Consider the following 16,364-nt stretch of genomic DNA (forward strand, 5'->3'; position numbering starts at 1 on the left):
AGAATGAGGCGGCGCGTCACACGGCGCCGCTTCTGGAAGGTTTGTCAGAGGCGTTGAGAACCCTCGACTGTCAGGCCCATTGCAGTGGCGGGGACGACGAGAAGCAGAGGTCTACGTCCAGTTGGGCTGCGGCCGACAGGTTGACCAGCGCATCGAGAGAGAACTTGTCGACTTTGCCGTTGAGTACGTCGTTGAGGCGCGGCTGCGTGATGCCGAGACGTTTGGCCGCCTCTTTCTGCGGAAGCTCCCAGGCTCGAATCGTTTCGCACAGCGTGCGCATCAGTTTGGCCCGTAGGCGCATGTTGGCCGCTTCCTGCGGCGTGTCTTCCAGTGCATCCCAGACGCTTGCGAAACGCTGGGAAGAGTTTTGATGATCCGTCATGGTTCAACCTGTTTCCTTGTGCTGGATGTGCCATGCAGGCTATATCGAAATCGATATAAATCAAGTTTGAATTGGCTTATCTGACATTTGGTATCACAAAGCAGAAATTCGCGAGTCGGCACACTTGATAAGCCGACACAGCCCCCCCTTTGGGAGCGAGCTTGCTCGCGATGGCGGACTGAAAAATGACGCATCATTTTGCCTCCATCCGGGAGGCTACATTGCCTTGCGCCTTTGCCTACAACTACGCCAGAATCCGCCGGCTTGTGCGGTTTTGAGGGCGTCGGTAACTTGATTCGCATCACTGAATGGTCAGTGAACGGGTTTAGTCGCTCGATGATTTCTCAAAACTTTACATGTGCTCCAGACAAGTCAGGTGACCTTCATCTGCACTCTATGGCGGCTGTGTGCAGGGCACCCTCGGGTGCGCCGGTTTTGGGAAGTCGCCGGTCGACTAACCTGCGTACAGCTGCCACCTATTCGTTTAGTCGCGAGGTGGTGTCGGCATCACTTTGAGGCTTTCCCGAATGTTCAAATACGTACCCGATCCACCCGAAAAAGACGCTCCCAACGAGTCCGACCCGACTTCGCCCTACTCGTCCACCGACTCAAAGAAACTCCACGAAGCCGCCGAGCGCGCTCTCGACCACTACCTGAAACCCACCGCCCCGAAACAGCACTGCCCCGGCCGCATGTTCCTCATCGCCCCCCACATCGATCAACATGCCTTGCTGGCCCACGCCTGCGAATCGATGGCCTCGGCCAGCGTGATGCTCAGCGACTTCGCCGCGCTGTTGGACCCGCCCTACCGCAGTACCGTCCTGGGCATCGCCCAAGTGGTGATGTGTGGCGAACTCGCCGTGAACCGGGCGCTGGACACTCTCGATGCCACGACCTGAGGAACACCCCATGGAAAGCAAATCCGATGCACACGTCGTCGCCGCCCTGATCTCCATCGGCCTCAACGAGAAAGACAGCCAATGGGCCGTAAAGGCCTGTCTGCTCCTGCTCGAAAGCGAGAGAAAATCCATCGTCACCGCCGCCCTCGAGGCCCTCGTCCAGCTCGCCCGCGATCACGGCAAACTGGACCGGGACCGCGTAATGCCGGCACTTCACAGCGTCAAACGCAGATTTCCGAGCCTGACCAGCACGGTTGCCGCGACGCTGGATGAGATGGCGATGGCTGCGTAATACCCGGGGCGCAAGGCAAGAAAAAACCCGCTGCCTTCGTTGAAGGAGGCAGCGGGTTTTGTGTTTACAACTCATAAGAAATCGCTCCACGGATCTTGCCGAGAGCGTTATTTTGTAACAACCGCTTGAGCTTCAGAACCGTCCTACATCTTTCAAATGCTCATTCAGATAGCGTTCCCAACGCTTTAAAAGTTGGAACAAGGACGCTCATGGCTCGAAAATCAGATATTCCCCGAATACAAAATCCCCCCTCAGGCGACGGGCACCACATCACTACCCGCTATATGACTGCTACCGAACTGGCAGAGCAGGACACCAGACAAAAAAAGTACGACGAGATGCAGGCCAGGCAACAAGCCTACGAAGATCGCTTTCTTCGGCAGTCTCAACAACCGAATCAACACAGCGCCCTAGGGTGTGTATTTACCAAGAGCTGCAACCTCCCCGACGGCGTCATCAATCATGAAAGCCCCGCAGGGTTTATCCCGGTCGAACGACTGGCTGACTTTGGAGCATTCACCTTGCTCGGTGGCCGCGAATTAGATGCGGCGGGAAATATCCCCCTTAAAAGAATAGGTGGTGCCAAGTTACCGTCTGCTATAGGCACGCTTCTCTTGGGAGGCTCGGCTTCTATTGGCACCAGCACAAGCGCCATATCCAGTGTGGGCGCAATCACGGGCGGTGTTGCCGCAGGTGCTTTGGCGGGCATGGTTGCACTTTTGTGGCCATCCAATCTTGGTGACAGTTCACTCTATACCGAAGAACAGCTCAGATCGCTGAAGGAAGGCCGAACACGTATTCGACTACAGGTAGAGCAACAGCCCGATGGCAGTCTCAAAGGGTACGGGTACAACACTCAAAAGCGTCCTGACTGGGAAATGATTCCGGTTGTGCAGTTCACCGCCCAAGGCTCTCGCCAAGTGGCTGACTTTGGCAATGGTGCCACGTTGACCTGGACGCCTGCCGTCGATTCATCCAGCACCTCGGGTATCCCACCGCTGGAAGGTGCCCCACAAACACCGACTATCTGGATTTATCCGCCGACTGAGCAAGCAGACAAAATCATCGTCAACCCGATCTATCCGTCAGAGTACGAGGATTTCATCCTTGTGTTTCCGGCTGACTCCGGGGTGCAGCCTCTGTATGTTGTGCTTTCCAGGCCAGCACTGGGCGGTGATATCAAATACCACAGGCCCCCACGGACACTGCCCGCATTCCCGGATGCCCAGCCAGTCAAATCAAAGAGCAGCGTTCAGGGTGGAGGAGGCAAGCGAAGCCGCTGGAAGGACCGGAAGGGGCGAATATATGAATGGGATAGCAAGACTGGCGCTATTGAGCTTTACAACAAACAAGGCAAACACCTTGGTGAATTCAACCACGAAACCGGTGAACAAATAGATCCCGCAGATCCCGAGAGATCTACCCCGAAGTAATACAGGAGGCTTTTAATGTTTTTATGGATAAGTGGCTTTTTGAAAGGTGATGAAGAGGACGATTCTTTGAAGTTTGAACTGACAGTAAGGCCTGAGGCTGAAGCTGCGGTTCTGGCTTTGCTGGGTTGGGAAAGCTTGGAAGAAAGCGAGGCCGGAGAATGGTTCTTGAATGAAGGTCAGGCCCGGAAAATTGCTTCAATTCTTAATGAACACCTACCAACTGAACTAGATCTTTTTATCGGAGTTCGGGAATAGTTGAGTCTTTCCTATCAAGAACCAACAGTGAGCCACGATGAAGCAGTGAGGCTTCTTGAAAGCGGCGTGAAAAGGAATGTTGTCGCTGGATTGATTTCTATTGGTTTGAACGAATCAGACAAAGTCTGGGCTCAGCAAACCTGCCTGAAGTATTTCGCCAGCAACAATGAGTCAATTGTCACCTCCGCCATTACCGCTCTCGGCCACATCGCTCGCAGGCACGGCGAGCTGGACAAAGATGCCGCCCTCTCAGCACTGGAAGAAGTAAAGACAAGATTCCCCTCGCTGGAAGGCGTGATCGCAGACACGCTTGACGATATTGAGGCATTCACCTGACTCATCGAGTCCTTGCATGCCGAACGTTGTGATCAGGGGTTTCCCTCATCACAACGCACTCGTCCCGCGAGATTCAATCCTCCCGCGTCAAAACCTCCAGCAACTCAATCTCAAACACCAGATTCGAATTCGGCGGAATCTTGCCCATCGTCCGCTCGCCATAACCCAGATGCGCCGGCACCAGCAGTTTGCGCTTGCCACCCACCTGCATGCCCATGATCCCTTGGTCCCAACCCTTGATGACCCGGCCCGTGCCGATCACGCACTGGAACGGTTTGCCCCGGCTCCAGGAGGAGTCGAACTCAGTGCCATCTTCCAGCCAACCGGTGTATTGGGTGGTGATCAATGCGCCTTTGACGGCGGCTTTTCCGTCGCCGGGCTGAAGATCGATTATCTGCAGTTCATCATTCATAACATTCACTCTATTGTTCCGCTGGCCGCCGTTTTCCCAGAAATGCCGGCCCTTGGCAACCGTTTGACCCCACGCTGGCCGTGACGGATGATGGCCACCCGCTACCAATCCTGATCGATACGCCATGTCAGCACCGCTCGAATGACTCAACTCTGGATCAGCCTCGCCATTGTCGTTGTGTTGATGGTCGTGATCGCCGTGCTGATCCGCCGGGAGCGTGCCCTGCGTCGGCAGCTCGACGAATACCGTGAACTGCTCACCCGCGCCGCCGAAGGCCAGAACATCCACCAGGATGGCGATGCCGAACGCTTCAAGCGCAGTCAGTATTTTGCGCGGATCGGCACCTGGGACTGGGAAGTCGACACGGATCGACTCTATTGGTCCGACGCGATCTTCGGCATGTTCGGGTTCAAGATCGGCGAAGTGACGCCTTCCTACGCCCTGTTCTGCTCCTGCGTCCACCCGGACGACCGCGCCAAGGTCCGTGCCGGGGAATTGCGTTGTCTGGAAACCGGTGAAAACCACGACGAGGAATACCGCGTGGTCTGGCCCGACGGCACGATTCGCTGGCTGAGGGAAACCGGCAACGTGGTGAAGAACGATCATGACGCGATGATCAAGATGATGGGCGTAGTGCGCGATATCACCGAAGAGAAGGCCTCGGCCAGTTACCTCCAGCACCTGGCCCACTTCGATCCGCTGACCGGTTTGCCCAATCGACTGGTGCTGGAAGAACGCCTGTCGGAAGCGCTGGAACATGCCCGCGCTACCGAGACCCGGGTGGCGCTGGTGTTTGTCGATCTCAACGGTTTCAAAAGCATCAACGACCGTTACGGTCATGCCGCCGGCGACCGCGTGCTGATCACCACCGCCACGCGTCTGAAACGCATCCTGCGGGTCAGCGACACCGTCGCGCGCATCGGCGGTGACGAATTCGTGGTCATCCTGCAAGGCCTCGCCCCCGGCCTGAATCTGCAGGACGAAGCCCGCAGCATCTGCCAGAAAATCTTCATCGAACTGTCCCCACCCATCACCATCGGCAACGAACAACGCCACATCGGCACCAGTCTCGGCGTCGCCGTCTTCCCCGACCATGCGCCGACCATGGACCGGCTACTGCACATTGCGGATCTGGCGATGTATGAGGCCAAGCGCAGCGGGAACAATCAGTATCGTTTGGGTGGCGGACAGGCGCTGAGCCATAGCCGGGTTGACTGAATCTCAGCGCCCGGGTGTACCGAACACGACGCCATTGAATGTATGAGTGCAGCACTGACAGTTGGGCGTCATATCCTCTGCCTTGAGGTTGGGATTGACGATTTGCAGGCGCTTCTGTTCATCGACATACAGACCATTGAAGAAACTCGACTCACCGAGTCGCACTATTTCTTCCCGGTCACTTTCAAGCACAGCGACCATCCAGAAAACCGGCTCCTGCCGATCCAGCCGCGACACAGCCTCACTGAAAATCTCGTCCCAATCACCACCGACACGCGACAGCAAAAACCGAAACAACGGCGTGTAATCGTAGCCATGATGCTTGATGCCATGCATCGAGCCGCGTGTAGCCTCGCTGTGGATTTCAGCCTTGGTGTTTCGCTGATGCCGATAATGCCCGCCCGGGTTGTTGCGCCAGACGTTGTGGGCCGTGGTGTTTTCTTTGCGGTAGAGGGGTTTCTTTTCCAACGAATTGCTCCTGACATCCAGCCACTCGAAACGCCCCTCGCGTTTTACCGGAACGGCGCTCGAATGCAATCAACCGTCCATGGCCAATTGTTGCTTGAGGTCAGCGCTCCACCGGCTGAATCGCCACAATCGTCCCGTTGGTGATCATCACCATCACGTATTTATCGTTGATCTGCACCCACTGCGCCTGTGGCTCAGGCTGTTTGAGCCCTTTCTGTTTCCAGTTTTTGATGGCTTTTTCGCTGCGCTGATAGATGTCCGGGGCGCGGTCGTTGACGTTCAGTTCGCGGTTGCCGGTCGGTGAGTGTTCGACAGTGTCGTTCGAGGGTTGCGCCGCTTGAACGAGTGGGTTGATCCCGGCGATGCCGGCGACGAGGGCCAGGCTGGCGATCAGGGTCTTGTTGTTCATCGGTGAACCTCCTTCAGATGTGTGATACCAGAACTCCGACTGCGGGGTTCGGGAATCATTCCTTGTTTTTTGATGATGGCGGAGTCGAAAGTATAGCTGCCCACTGCGCGTATTGATCCGTCTTGCACATCAATCCATGCCAACAATGCAATTAACAAATCGATCCCTGCGCGCCACTATCCGCCCCAATAAGAACCGTGCGCCGCCTCCCCGTCGCGCACGTCATAAAAGCGGTGGAGTATTTTTTGATGACAGCCTCAATCCCACACGGCGGCTCGCGGGCCGGCGCCATTTTCCGGGTGACCTCGGGTAACTTCCTCGAACAGTTCGACTTCTTTCTGTTTGGTTTCTACGCCACGCAGATCGCGGCGGTGTTCTTTCCGGCGAGCAGTGAGTTCGCTTCCCTGATGATGACCTTTGCAGTGTTCGGCGCAGGCTTTTTGATGCGTCCGCTGGGGGCTATCGTGCTCGGCGCGTACATTGATGACGTCGGTCGGCGCAAAGGTTTGATCGTGACGCTGTCGATCATGGCCAGCGGCACGATATTGATTGTGCTGGTGCCGGGATACGAAACCATCGGTCTGTTTGCCCCGGCGCTGGTGTTGATCGGAAGGCTGTTGCAAGGCTTCTCCGCCGGCGCGGAATTGGGCGGGGTTTCGGTGTATCTCTCGGAGATCGCTACACCCGGTCGCAAAGGTTTTTTCACGGCCTGGCAGTCGGCCAGTCAGCAGGTGGCAATCGTCGTCGCTGCTGCGCTCGGTTATGGCCTGAACCAATGGATGGCGCCGCAAGCCGTCGCCGATTGGGGCTGGCGGATTCCGTTTTTCGTCGGCTGCATGATCGTGCCGTTCATCTTCTTTCTGCGCCGTAATCTGGCGGAAACCGAAGAGTTCGCCGCCCGCAAACATCGTCCGAGCATGAAGGAAGTGTTCCGCACCCTCGGCCAGAACTGGGGCGTGGTGCTGGGCGGGATGTTGATGGTTGCCCTGACCACCACCGCGTTCTATCTGATTACCGTGTACGCGCCGACCTTCGGCAAAACCGTGCTGCACCTGAGCACATCGGATGCGTTGCTGGTGACTCTGCTGGTGGGCGTTTCCAACTTCTTCTGGCTGCCGATTGGCGGCGCATTGTCTGATCGCGTCGGCCGCCGTCCGGTGCTGATCGCCATGTCGTTGCTGGCCCTGGCCACGACGTATCCGGCGCTGTCGTATCTGGTGCAGGCGCCGAGCTTCAGCCACATGCTGCTGTCGCTGTTGTGGCTGTCGTTTATCTACGGTCTGTACAACGGCGCAATGATTCCGGCGCTGACCGAGATCATGCCGGTGGAGGTGCGGGTGGCCGGTTTCTCCCTGGCCTATAGCCTCGCCACTGCCGTGTTCGGCGGTTTCACTCCAGCAATGTCGACCTTCCTGATTGAGTACACCGGCGACAAAGCCGCACCGGGTTACTGGATGAGCATCGGCGCACTGTGTGCATTGTGCGCGACGCTTTATCTGTATCGCCGGGCCGGCGGTCGCCTGCAACCTGTTACTGCCTGAGAACATCACCATGAAGAAACTGTTTACCGTTACAGCCCTGCTCGCCGGCCTGGCGTTCAACGTTGCCGCCCAGGCCGAAGAACTGCGGGTCATGACTTCCGGCGGCTTCACCGCCGCCTACAAGATCCTGGGGCCGAAATTCGCTGCCGCCACCGGCAACACGCTGGACACCCAACTCGGCCCGTCGATGGGCAAGGCGCCGGAGGCGATCCCCAATCGCCTGGCGCGTGGCGAACCGGCCGACGTGGTGATCATGGTCGGCTACGCCCTCGACGACTTGATCAAGCAAGGCAAGGTCGACCCGGCCTCCCGTGTAGAACTGGCGGACTCGCGAATCGGCCTGGTGGTGCGCGAAGGTGCATCGAAACCTGACATCAGCACCGTCGATGCCCTGAAGAAAACCCTGCTTGATGCAAAATCGGTGGCCTACTCCGACAGCGCCAGCGGCGTGTACATCGAGCAGCAACTGTTCAAGAAACTGGGTATCGAAGATCAGCTGAAACCGAAGGCTAAGATGATCCCGAAAATCCCGGTCGGTTCTGTGGTCGCGACTGGCGACTATCAACTGGGCTTCCAGCAGGTCAGCGAATTGCTGCCGGTGCCGGGGGTGAGTTTTGTGGCCAAGATCCCGGAATCGGTGCAGTCGGTGACGCGCTTTGCGGCAGGGATTCCGGTGGGTGCGCAGCATCCGCAGGAAGCCAAGGCGTTGCTCGCTTATCTGGCCGCACCCGCCGCCCAGCCTGACGTACAAGCCACCGGTCTGGATTCGGTCAAGCGCTGACCGTCGGCGGCTGGACTTTCATTTCCACCACCAGCCGCTCCAGTTCCAGTGCCGCCGGGGTCAGCGTACGACCCCGGCGTTTGATGATGCCGACGCTGCGCATCACTTGCGGATCGATCAGCGGCACCCGCGTCAGGATCGGATGATCCGCCGCCGGCATCGCCATCAGCGGCACCGCCGCCACACCCAACCCTGCTTCCACCAGACCGATCATGGTCGTCACATGCCGCGTCTCGCAAATACTCGGGCGTTGCGGAACCACTTTGGCCAAGGCCTGATCCAGCAGAAAACGGTTGCCCGAGGTCTTGTCCAGCGAGATGTAATCCTGCCGGTAAAACTCGTCCCAGGTCACGCTGCTGCGCCCGGCCAGCGGATGGTCGCGGCGACAGGCAACCACGTAGCTCTCCTGTACCAGCGGATCGAAATCCACACCCGCCTCCTGAGTGCCCATGAAACTCAAACCGAAATCCGCCTCGCCGTTGACCACCGCCGTCAGTACATCGTGAGCGCTGGAATCGAGGACTTTGACTTTGATTCGCGGGAACTGCTGGTGATAGCGGGCAACCACTCGCGGCATGAAGTAATACGCCGCCGACGGCACGCAAGCGACGGTGACGTGACCCTGCCGGTTCGAAGCGACTTCGCTGATGCCGAGCAACGCCACGTCCAGGTCATCCAGCAAACGCTCGACGCTGGGCATGAAGCCGCGCCCGGCCTGGGTCAGGCTGACCTTGCGTGTGGTGCGTTCGAACAGCTTCACGCCGAGGGCGTCCTCGAGTTTTTCGATGCGCCGGCTCAGGGCCGGTTGCGAGATACGCACGGTGTCGGCGGCCTTGCGGAAACTGCCCTGCTCGACCACGGCGCGAAAGGCTTGCAGGTCGTTGAGGTCGAAGTTGATAGCCATGGGAAACTCGGGAGGAATTGATTCGCTGAGGCTATGAATGTAACCAATTGATGCAAATTATTACAGGAGCACATGTGCTCAATCAGGGTCTGCGGTAGATCTGTAATCGTTTCAGCCTTTATCCTTGTCGCCCCCCGCCGTACCGCGTTACTGGAGTTCCGCTCATGCCCCATGAAGGCAATCTGTTGCAAGCCGCTGTCGTGTTTCTCTTGGCCGCCGTGCTCACCGTTCCCCTGGCCAAGCGCCTGCAACTGGGCGCGGTGCTCGGTTACCTGTTTGCCGGGGTGATCATCGGCCCGTCGGTGCTGGGCCTGATCGGCAATCCGCAAAGTGTCAGCCATATCTCGGAACTGGGCGTGGTGCTGCTGTTGTTCATCATCGGTCTTGAGCTGTCCCCGCGACGCTTGTGGGTGATGCGCAAATCGGTGTTCGGCGTGGGTCTGGCGCAGGTGCTGCTGACCGGTTCGGTGATTGGCGTGCTGGCGTTGTCGATGTTCGGCCAGCCGCTGAACAGCGCGATTGTGCTGGGCCTGGGTCTGGCGCTGTCGTCTACCGCGTTCGGCTTGCAAAGTCTGGCTGAACGCAAAGAGCTGACCAGCCCCCACGGCCGTCTGGCCTTTGCGATTCTGCTGTTCCAGGACATCGCCGCGATCCCGCTGATCGCCCTTGTGCCGATGCTCGCGGGGGTCGATCACCACACCAGCACCGCCGACGACGTGCGTCACAGTTTGCAGGTGCTCGGCGGCATCGCCGTGGTGGTGATCGGCGGACGTTATCTGTTGCGTCCGGTGTTTCGCATCGTGGCGAAAACCGGCCTGCCGGAAGTCTCCACCGCCACCGCGTTGCTGGTGGTGATCGGCACCGCGTGGCTGATGGACATGGTCGGTGTGTCGATGGCGCTGGGGGCATTTCTCGCCGGCCTGCTGCTGGCGGATTCGGAATATCGCCATGAGCTGGAAGCGCAGATCGAACCGTTCAAGGGCCTGCTGCTGGGGCTGTTTTTCATCAGCGTCGGCATGGGCGCCAACCTCAGTCTGCTGCTCAGCGCACCGATCACGGTGCTGGGGCTGACGCTGCTGCTGATCGCCCTGAAGTTGCCGCTGCTGTTTGTGGTCGGACGTCTGGCCGGCGGCTTGAGCAAAGTCAGTGCGATTCGCCTCGGCATCGTGCTGGCGGCGGGCGGTGAATTTGCTTTCGTGGTGTTCAAGATCGGCCGCGATCAGGGCCTGTTCGAACCGCGTCTGTACGACTTGCTGGTGCTGACCATCACCCTGTCGATGGCGGTGACGCCGCTGTTGCTGTTGATCTGCGCACGGCTGGTCAGCCCGAAGGTGCAACCGGTGGAAGTGCCGGAGAAGTTCCGCCAGATCGACACCGAAACCCCACGGGTGGTGATCGCCGGCATGGGCCGGATGGGCCAGATCGTGGCGCGGATCCTGCGAGCGCAGAACATCAAGTTCGTGGCGCTGGACACCTCGGTGGAAACCATCGAACTGTCGCGCAGCTTCGGCGGTGTGCCGGTGTTCTACGGTGACCCGATGCGTCCGGAAATCCTCAGTGCGGCCAAGGCCGGGGAAGCGGAGTATTTCGTGATTGCCACGGACGATCCGGAGACCAACATCAAGACCGCCGAGATCGTGCGCAAGCTCTACCCGCACATGAAGATCATCGCCCGGGCGCGTAACCGGCAGCATGTTCATCGGTTGGTGGATGTGGGCGCCGATCCGATCCGGGAGACTTACTACTCCAGCCTGGAAATGAGCCGTCGCACGCTGGTTGGCCTCGGCTTGACCCAAGCCCAGGCCGACGCGCGGATCAAGCGCTTCAAGCACCATGACGAACAGGTGCTCGAGGCTCAGCACGCGGTGTACGACGACGCGGCCAAAGTGCTGCAGACCGCCCAGGAAGCGCGGGCGGAACTGGCCCGGTTGTTCGAGTCGGATCAACTGGAAGAACAATCGGGCAAGTCCTGAAGCTTGCAGAGTTCCAAATGTGGGAGCCAGCCTGCTGGCGATTGCGACAGCTCGGCCACCATCAAGGGTGACTGAACCGGCCTCATCGCCAGCAGGCTGGCTCCCACAAGTTCAGGCTATCTCCAGCTCCCTCTCTTCTTTGGCCGGCGCCACTGCAAACCGGTCCGCCAGAAACGGCGTGATGTCCAGCGGCAACGGTTCATCGTTGATCAGCTTGTCCAGCAACACCCCGGTGATCGCCGACGTCAGTACCCCAGTGCGGAAATGCCCGCAGGCGTTGAGATAACCCTCCACCCCGGCCATCGGCCCGAGAATCGGCAACTCGTCCGGCGAGCCCGGCCGCAGCCCGGCCCAGGTGCGCTTGAGGTTGATGTCCGCCAGTTCCGGCAGACAACGCACCGCGCCCTGCACCAGCCCGGCGATTTCCGGCCAGGTGGTGGTGACGTCAAAGCCTTTGTCCTCGGTGGTGCTGCCGATCAGGATCTCGCCGTTGTCCTTCTGCGCCATGTAGCAATCGCTGGTGGTCAGGCAACCGTTGAGGATTTTCGGCAGGCGTTCGGTGAGCAGGATCTGGCCTTTCACCGGTTTCACCGGAATCCGGATACCCGTGGCCCACTCGCTCAAGTCCGCTGCCCAGGCGCCGGCGGCGTTGATCAGGGTCTTGCAGTGAAACACCCCGGCTTCGGTCGTCTGCACGCCGGTCACCCGCGTACCGTGATGCAGCACGCCGGTGATGTTGGTGTTGACGTACATGTCCACGCCATTCTGCCGGGCGCCTTCGGCGTAGGCGTCGGCGAGGCGGAATGGGCTGACCTGATGGTCGCAGAGAAACTCCAGTGCCCCGCGTGCTTCATGGCTGACGCTCGGCTCGGACTCGCGCAATGCAGCCTGATCGAGCCAGCGCACCTGATCGGCCAGATGCGGGATGCAGCCGACGATGTGCTCGGCGTATAACCGGTCCTCGTCGTCATAAATGACGAATTTGAGCCCGGTCTTTTCGAACTTGAAATCCATCCCGTGGTTGTCGCGCAGCTCGCGGTGCAGTGCCGGGTACAGCGCGTTGGACTGCAAGGCAAAATCGAAGAACGACGGAGGCAGGATGTGCGGCGTGCTTGAATCCACTGCCACCGCCGCGCCCTGGGTTTCGCGCTTGCGATTGGCCGACATCATGCGAAAGAAAATCACCCCGCAGCCCAGCCCCACCGACTCGCCAATCGCCCACAAGCCGCCGGCCGAGGCACGGGTCGCGTTGCCCGGGCGCTTGGCATCGATCATCGCGACCTTGAGGTTTTTGCGCTTGGACAACTGATAGGCGATGGACGCGCCGATCACACCGCCGCCGGCGATGACCACGTCATAGAACTTACTCATGGGAAACGGCCTCCGTGCCGAGGGACTGGAACGCGGAAAATGGAATCGGATCGACCGGGAAACGCGGCCGCAGCCAGCCGACATCCTTGCGTCCGGTGGCTTGACGCAAACGGTCGCTGCAATAGCCGACGCACATCCGCCCCTGACAGTCGCCCATGCTCACGCGGGTGCGCATTTTCAGGCTGGCGATGTCTTGCACGCCCTGCTCCAGCGCCCGGTCGATGTCGGCGCGAGTGGTGTGTTCACAGCGGCAGATCACCGTGTCGGCCGCCGGCAATGCGATCTGCCCGACGCCGCGTTCGGTGTAGCGATCCACCGCCGCGCGGAAACGCACGATGGCTTTGAGTTTGCCCAGGTAACGGTCGCGACGGACACGCGCCAGTTCCTCTTCGAGCACACCGCGTTGCAGCAGGATCGAGGTGGCGGCAATCTTGCCGGCCAGCATCGCTGCTTCACCGCCGCGAATCCCGCCCATGTCACCGGCCAGATGCACGTGGGGTTCGCTGCTCTGCTGCCAGATGTTGGCGTTGGCGCGCAGGTAACCGTCATCGCTGAAGCCGTGATCCAGGCCCATCTGCTGACTCAGTTGCGTGCGCGGAATAAAGCCGTAGCCGACCGCCAGGGTCTTCGCTTCGAAGCGTTCGACGCGGCTCATGTCCGGCTCCCACGTCGCCGAGTACGGCGCCACGCTGACGCTTTTCAGTTCGCCTTCGCCGTGTGCCTCGACCACGCCCCAGCCGTAGTTCATCGGGATGCCGTGCAGTTTCAGGTAGGCCAGCATGCTCAAGCCGTCGAGAAACAGTTGCGGCTTGTTCAACAGCGCCAGACTTTCCTTGGCAATCTTGCCGAACGCGCAGGCCTCGTAGACACCGACCACGCTCACGCCCGACGCGTGCAACTGGGTCGCCACCAGCGGCAACAACGGCCCGGTTCCGGCGATTACCACCGGACCCTGGGGTTTGACCACGCCACTTTTGATCTGTAATTGCAGGCCGCCGAGCATGATTACGCCGGGCAATGTCCAGCCAGGAAACGGCACGCTGCGTTCATGGCAACCGGCGGCCAGCACCAGCTGCGGGTAGCTGATTTCGTGGAGGCGCTCATCGCCATCAAGCACCACCAGTGAACGCGTGCCTTCGGCGCCGACCACCCGGTGATGCAGGCGCACATCGATCAGCCCGGCCTGTTCCTGAAAGTCGCCGTGCAGTTTGCTCAATGCTTCCGAATAACGCGGCCCCAGATAGTCCAGCTGCACACCGTCACGCAGCGGCCCGCGATAAACCACGCCGCCAAGGCGCGACGCCTCCTCCAGCAAGGTGCTGCGCACGCCATGGCGCGCCAGCTCAATGGCCGCCGCCATGGCCGCCGGCCCACCGCCGACGATGACCGGATGCTGACTCATGGCGCCTCCTGTCCGTGAATGCGGTTGGCCTGGGTTTCGACGTGCATGCCGTCACGCACCACGGTCTGACAGGCGCGACGCTTGTGCCGGCCGTTGATTTTCACCAGGCAGCACTGGCACACGCCCATGCCGCAATAGGCACCGCTGACCTGGTTGTGATCGTTGCGCGCGACCTGGCGCACGCCGAGGGACTGAATGACGCTGAGCACGGTTTCGCCGATGGCGGCAGTGACCGGCTGGCCGTTGATGTGGACAGTCATATCCGCCTGCGTCAAAGGCTGGATATCGAAGGTTCTTTCTAGGCAGTGCATTGCAATGATCATCCGTGAAAAGTTCAGGTGAGGTTGAAACAGCTCCTTGCTGCACTACACCTCGCCGGCTCGTGGGGGTTATCTCTCTATCGGGCCGGCAGGTTTATCCCGCTCGCGCAGCAACGTGCGCGCAAGCAATGTAGTCGATCCAGCGGCAAGGGCCTGGAAATTTCACGGTAGGGGATATCGCACCGAGGAATATTGATCCAGGCCATGGAAATGACTGTACGGTTCTGCCGCCGATCAGTTGGAAAACACAAACTGCCCTTTGATCTTTTTCGAGCCGATGAAACCGAGGTCGGGGAACAGCTTGGTTTTCAGCCACGCGACATAAAACACCAGGGCCAGGGTGAGGCCTGCGCTGACCAGCGTGGCCACCGGATCTTCGGCGTAGTCCTTGAACAGACGTGAAAACTGGCTGAGCGAGAGGATCACGAAAACGGTGTAGGTCTGCGCGGAGTACTTGTAAAAACCCCACGCAAACAGCAGAGGGATAGCGCCCCCGATCAGCGTAAGCACCAGAGCCAACCCGAGACTGGAGTTCCAGCCCAGGGCAAATCCGATCAGGGCACCGATCAACGCCTGAATGCCGAATAACACAATCAGAATCGTGACCTTGCGCGCATGCTGCCGTCGCAGTGCCGGGTCAATGCGCGAACCGATCCAGTAAGCCAACACTCGATCCTTGACCGCCCCACCCGACAACGCCTTGAAGGTTTCGGTCTTCGAACGACCGGCATCCAGCATTTCATCCAGTTGCCGCTTGGTTTCCTTCTTGTCCAACGTCTTCATCCTTAAACAGAAATTGAAGCGGCCGATCCGCTTCCGGCGTCGATTCTGGCTGCTGGCTCTCTGGAAAGCAAAAAGCCGCTTCAACCCGAAGGTGGAAGCGGCCGAGGCAAAAGCCCCAGAGGGATCAGTGCACGAACAGGGCGATCAGGATGATGATCGGGATTGGCACGCCGAGGAAAAACAGCAGAAGTGAGCGCATGATGATGCTCCTTGATTAACGGACTGGGGGAACAGTGGTCGTGGTGTAGGTTTCGACTTCGACGTACTCCACCGCATCCCGGCGGCGACCGCCGAAGGTGGCCGACAGACTGGCAAAGAACGCACCGGCCAGCAGCGCGATGAACATCCACAGCGAAGTCCAGGCAGCGACTTTGGCGGCGGTGTCAGCCGCTTGCTGTGCTTTGACCTTGGCGTCGGCGATGGCTTTTTGCGTACGGGCGTAGATTTCGTCCACGCGACGTTCGGCGTCGGCCTGAGTCAGGTTGGTTCGCTGAGCGACCAGTTGCGCAAGGTAGGTGCGATCCTCGGGGCTGAGCTGACCGTTGGCCAGGCTCTGGGCGAAGATCCGGGTCACGGTGCCGCGAGCGGCTTCGTCACTGACGGCGGCAGGACGGTCATCACGGAACAGACTGTCGACGAAGTAACCGTACTGGTCGCTGTTGGTGTTGGCTGCGGCAGTGCCGGCGGCCTGGGTCATGGCGCTGGCCGCTCCACCGGCAACACTCGCACCGGCCTGCACGCCACCGCTGACAATGCTGCTGACCGAACCGACCACCAGGGTTGCGGTGACCAGTGTGGCCACGCACCAGGCGAGAAAGCCGTGGGCAGTGTCGCGAAAGTACACCTCGTCGCCGTGCATGTTCGCCCACTTCACCCGCAGGCGACCGGCGATGTAGCCACCGAGTCCTGAAGCAATGATTTGCGTGGCGGCCAGCCAGACGATCGTTGAAATGCCCAGGCCCTTGGCGCTGACGCCCTCCCCGGCCCACGGTGAAACAGCGGAAAAACCCAGACCGAAGCCGAGCAGCACGAGAATCAGCGACAGCGCCGCAGCCGCCGCGGCCCCAGCGAAGATCGCGCCCCAGGACACCCCTGAGACGTTGTCCGACTCGCCTTCAAAGGCAGGATAAAACCCATCTGAAGATCTATTCATTGTTGTTCTGCTCCCGGCATGAAAAAAGGTGT

General features: G+C 59.7%; 20 protein-coding genes. 10 read left to right on the forward strand and 10 right to left on the reverse strand.

Annotation, left to right across the window (positions count from 1 at the left end):
* Window positions 1-70: 70 nt before the first annotated feature.
* The gene (locus NE357_RS17120; protein WP_169430862.1) at window positions 71-382 is read right to left on the reverse strand and encodes a helix-turn-helix domain-containing protein; all 312 of its coding nucleotides are present in this window, start codon (window positions 380-382) and stop codon (window positions 71-73) included.
* A 527-nt stretch (window positions 383-909) separates the two neighbouring features.
* On the opposite strand from NE357_RS17120, the gene NE357_RS17125 reads away from it, so the two are divergent.
* From NE357_RS17125 to NE357_RS17145, 5 genes are all read left to right on the forward strand, one after another.
* Window positions 910-1,281, forward strand: coding sequence for a DUF6124 family protein (locus NE357_RS17125; protein WP_169430863.1), 372 nt, complete (start codon window positions 910-912; stop codon window positions 1,279-1,281).
* Window positions 1,282-1,291: 10 nt separating this feature from the next.
* Window positions 1,292-1,573 (forward strand): hypothetical protein, encoded by a 282-nt coding sequence (locus tag NE357_RS17130; RefSeq protein ID WP_169430864.1) that lies wholly within the window; start codon window positions 1,292-1,294, stop codon window positions 1,571-1,573.
* Window positions 1,574-1,782: 209 nt separating this feature from the next.
* Complete coding sequence (locus NE357_RS17135) at window positions 1,783-3,006, forward strand: colicin E3/pyocin S6 family cytotoxin (RefSeq protein ID WP_169430865.1); 1,224 nt, start codon at window positions 1,783-1,785, stop codon at window positions 3,004-3,006.
* 15 nt (window positions 3,007-3,021) lie between these two features.
* Window positions 3,022-3,261 (forward strand): pyocin S6 family toxin immunity protein, encoded by a 240-nt coding sequence (locus NE357_RS17140; protein WP_169430866.1) that lies wholly within the window; start codon window positions 3,022-3,024, stop codon window positions 3,259-3,261.
* A 27-nt stretch (window positions 3,262-3,288) separates the two neighbouring features.
* Complete coding sequence (locus NE357_RS17145) at window positions 3,289-3,597, forward strand: hypothetical protein (RefSeq protein ID WP_249314308.1); 309 nt, start codon at window positions 3,289-3,291, stop codon at window positions 3,595-3,597.
* Window positions 3,598-3,670: 73 nt separating this feature from the next.
* Here the strand turns inward: NE357_RS17145 and NE357_RS17150 are convergent, their stop codons facing one another.
* Window positions 3,671-4,009, reverse strand: coding sequence for an FKBP-type peptidyl-prolyl cis-trans isomerase (locus NE357_RS17150; RefSeq protein WP_007952931.1), 339 nt, complete (start codon window positions 4,007-4,009; stop codon window positions 3,671-3,673).
* Window positions 4,010-4,150: 141 nt separating this feature from the next.
* On the opposite strand from NE357_RS17150, the gene NE357_RS17155 reads away from it, so the two are divergent.
* Window positions 4,151-5,227: a sensor domain-containing diguanylate cyclase gene (locus tag NE357_RS17155; protein ID WP_169430868.1), complete on the forward strand. Its 1,077-nt coding sequence runs from the start codon at window positions 4,151-4,153 to the stop codon at window positions 5,225-5,227.
* 3 nt (window positions 5,228-5,230) lie between these two features.
* Here NE357_RS17155 and NE357_RS17160 read toward each other — a convergent pair whose 3' ends face one another.
* Together NE357_RS17160 and NE357_RS17165 are read right to left on the reverse strand one after the other, a co-directional pair.
* Window positions 5,231-5,695, reverse strand: coding sequence for a hypothetical protein (locus NE357_RS17160; RefSeq protein ID WP_169430869.1), 465 nt, complete (start codon window positions 5,693-5,695; stop codon window positions 5,231-5,233).
* A 100-nt stretch (window positions 5,696-5,795) separates the two neighbouring features.
* Entirely contained in the window at window positions 5,796-6,104 is a 309-nt protein-coding gene (locus NE357_RS17165) for an RcnB family protein (RefSeq protein ID WP_169430870.1), read from the reverse strand.
* A gap of 248 nt (window positions 6,105-6,352) precedes the next feature.
* Between NE357_RS17165 and NE357_RS17170 the strand changes: the two genes are divergently transcribed.
* Window positions 6,353-7,645, forward strand: a complete 1,293-nt coding sequence (locus NE357_RS17170; RefSeq protein ID WP_169430871.1) for an MFS transporter — start codon at window positions 6,353-6,355, stop codon at window positions 7,643-7,645.
* A gap of 10 nt (window positions 7,646-7,655) precedes the next feature.
* Window positions 7,656-8,426 carry a substrate-binding domain-containing protein gene (locus tag NE357_RS17175; protein ID WP_169430872.1) on the forward strand — a complete coding sequence of 257 codons (771 nt, stop codon included), beginning with the start codon at window positions 7,656-7,658 and terminating at the stop codon, window positions 8,424-8,426.
* On the opposite strand, the gene NE357_RS17180 is transcribed toward NE357_RS17175, so the two are convergent.
* A complete protein-coding gene (locus NE357_RS17180) occupies window positions 8,416-9,330 on the reverse strand; it encodes a LysR family transcriptional regulator (protein ID WP_169430873.1) in 915 nt (304 codons plus the stop codon). The two genes, NE357_RS17175 and NE357_RS17180, sit on opposite strands and share 11 nt — an antisense overlap.
* A 164-nt stretch (window positions 9,331-9,494) precedes the next feature.
* Here NE357_RS17180 and NE357_RS17185 point away from each other — a divergent pair, with 164 nt between their 5' ends.
* The gene (locus NE357_RS17185; protein ID WP_169430874.1) at window positions 9,495-11,303 is read left to right on the forward strand and encodes a monovalent cation:proton antiporter-2 (CPA2) family protein; all 1,809 of its coding nucleotides are present in this window, start codon (window positions 9,495-9,497) and stop codon (window positions 11,301-11,303) included.
* Window positions 11,304-11,414: 111 nt separating this feature from the next.
* On the opposite strand, the gene hcnC is transcribed toward NE357_RS17185, so the two are convergent.
* From hcnC to NE357_RS17205, 4 genes are all read right to left on the reverse strand, one after another.
* Window positions 11,415-12,674 (reverse strand): cyanide-forming glycine dehydrogenase subunit HcnC, encoded by a 1,260-nt coding sequence (gene hcnC, locus NE357_RS17190; RefSeq protein ID WP_169430875.1) that lies wholly within the window; start codon window positions 12,672-12,674, stop codon window positions 11,415-11,417.
* On the reverse strand, window positions 12,667-14,076 hold the full coding sequence (hcnB, locus tag NE357_RS17195) for a cyanide-forming glycine dehydrogenase subunit HcnB (protein WP_169430876.1): 1,410 nt from the start codon (window positions 14,074-14,076) through the stop codon (window positions 12,667-12,669). The genes hcnC and hcnB overlap by 8 nt, the downstream gene beginning before the upstream one ends.
* On the reverse strand, window positions 14,073-14,387 hold the full coding sequence (gene hcnA, locus NE357_RS17200) for a cyanide-forming glycine dehydrogenase subunit HcnA (RefSeq protein WP_169430877.1): 315 nt from the start codon (window positions 14,385-14,387) through the stop codon (window positions 14,073-14,075). The genes hcnB and hcnA overlap by 4 nt, the downstream gene beginning before the upstream one ends.
* A gap of 243 nt (window positions 14,388-14,630) precedes the next feature.
* The gene (locus NE357_RS17205; protein ID WP_085732264.1) at window positions 14,631-15,170 is read right to left on the reverse strand and encodes a hypothetical protein; all 540 of its coding nucleotides are present in this window, start codon (window positions 15,168-15,170) and stop codon (window positions 14,631-14,633) included.
* Here NE357_RS17205 and NE357_RS17210 point away from each other — a divergent pair.
* Entirely contained in the window at window positions 15,163-15,372 is a 210-nt protein-coding gene (locus NE357_RS17210; protein WP_169430878.1) for a hypothetical protein, read from the forward strand. The genes NE357_RS17205 and NE357_RS17210 overlap by 8 nt on opposite strands.
* Window positions 15,373-15,393: 21 nt before the next feature.
* Here the strand turns inward: NE357_RS17210 and NE357_RS17215 are convergent, their stop codons facing one another.
* Window positions 15,394-16,332: a hypothetical protein gene (locus NE357_RS17215; protein WP_169430879.1), complete on the reverse strand. Its 939-nt coding sequence runs from the start codon at window positions 16,330-16,332 to the stop codon at window positions 15,394-15,396.
* Window positions 16,333-16,364 lie beyond the last annotated feature (32 nt).

The sequence above is a fragment of the Pseudomonas sp. G7(2022) genome (assembly GCF_052660475.1).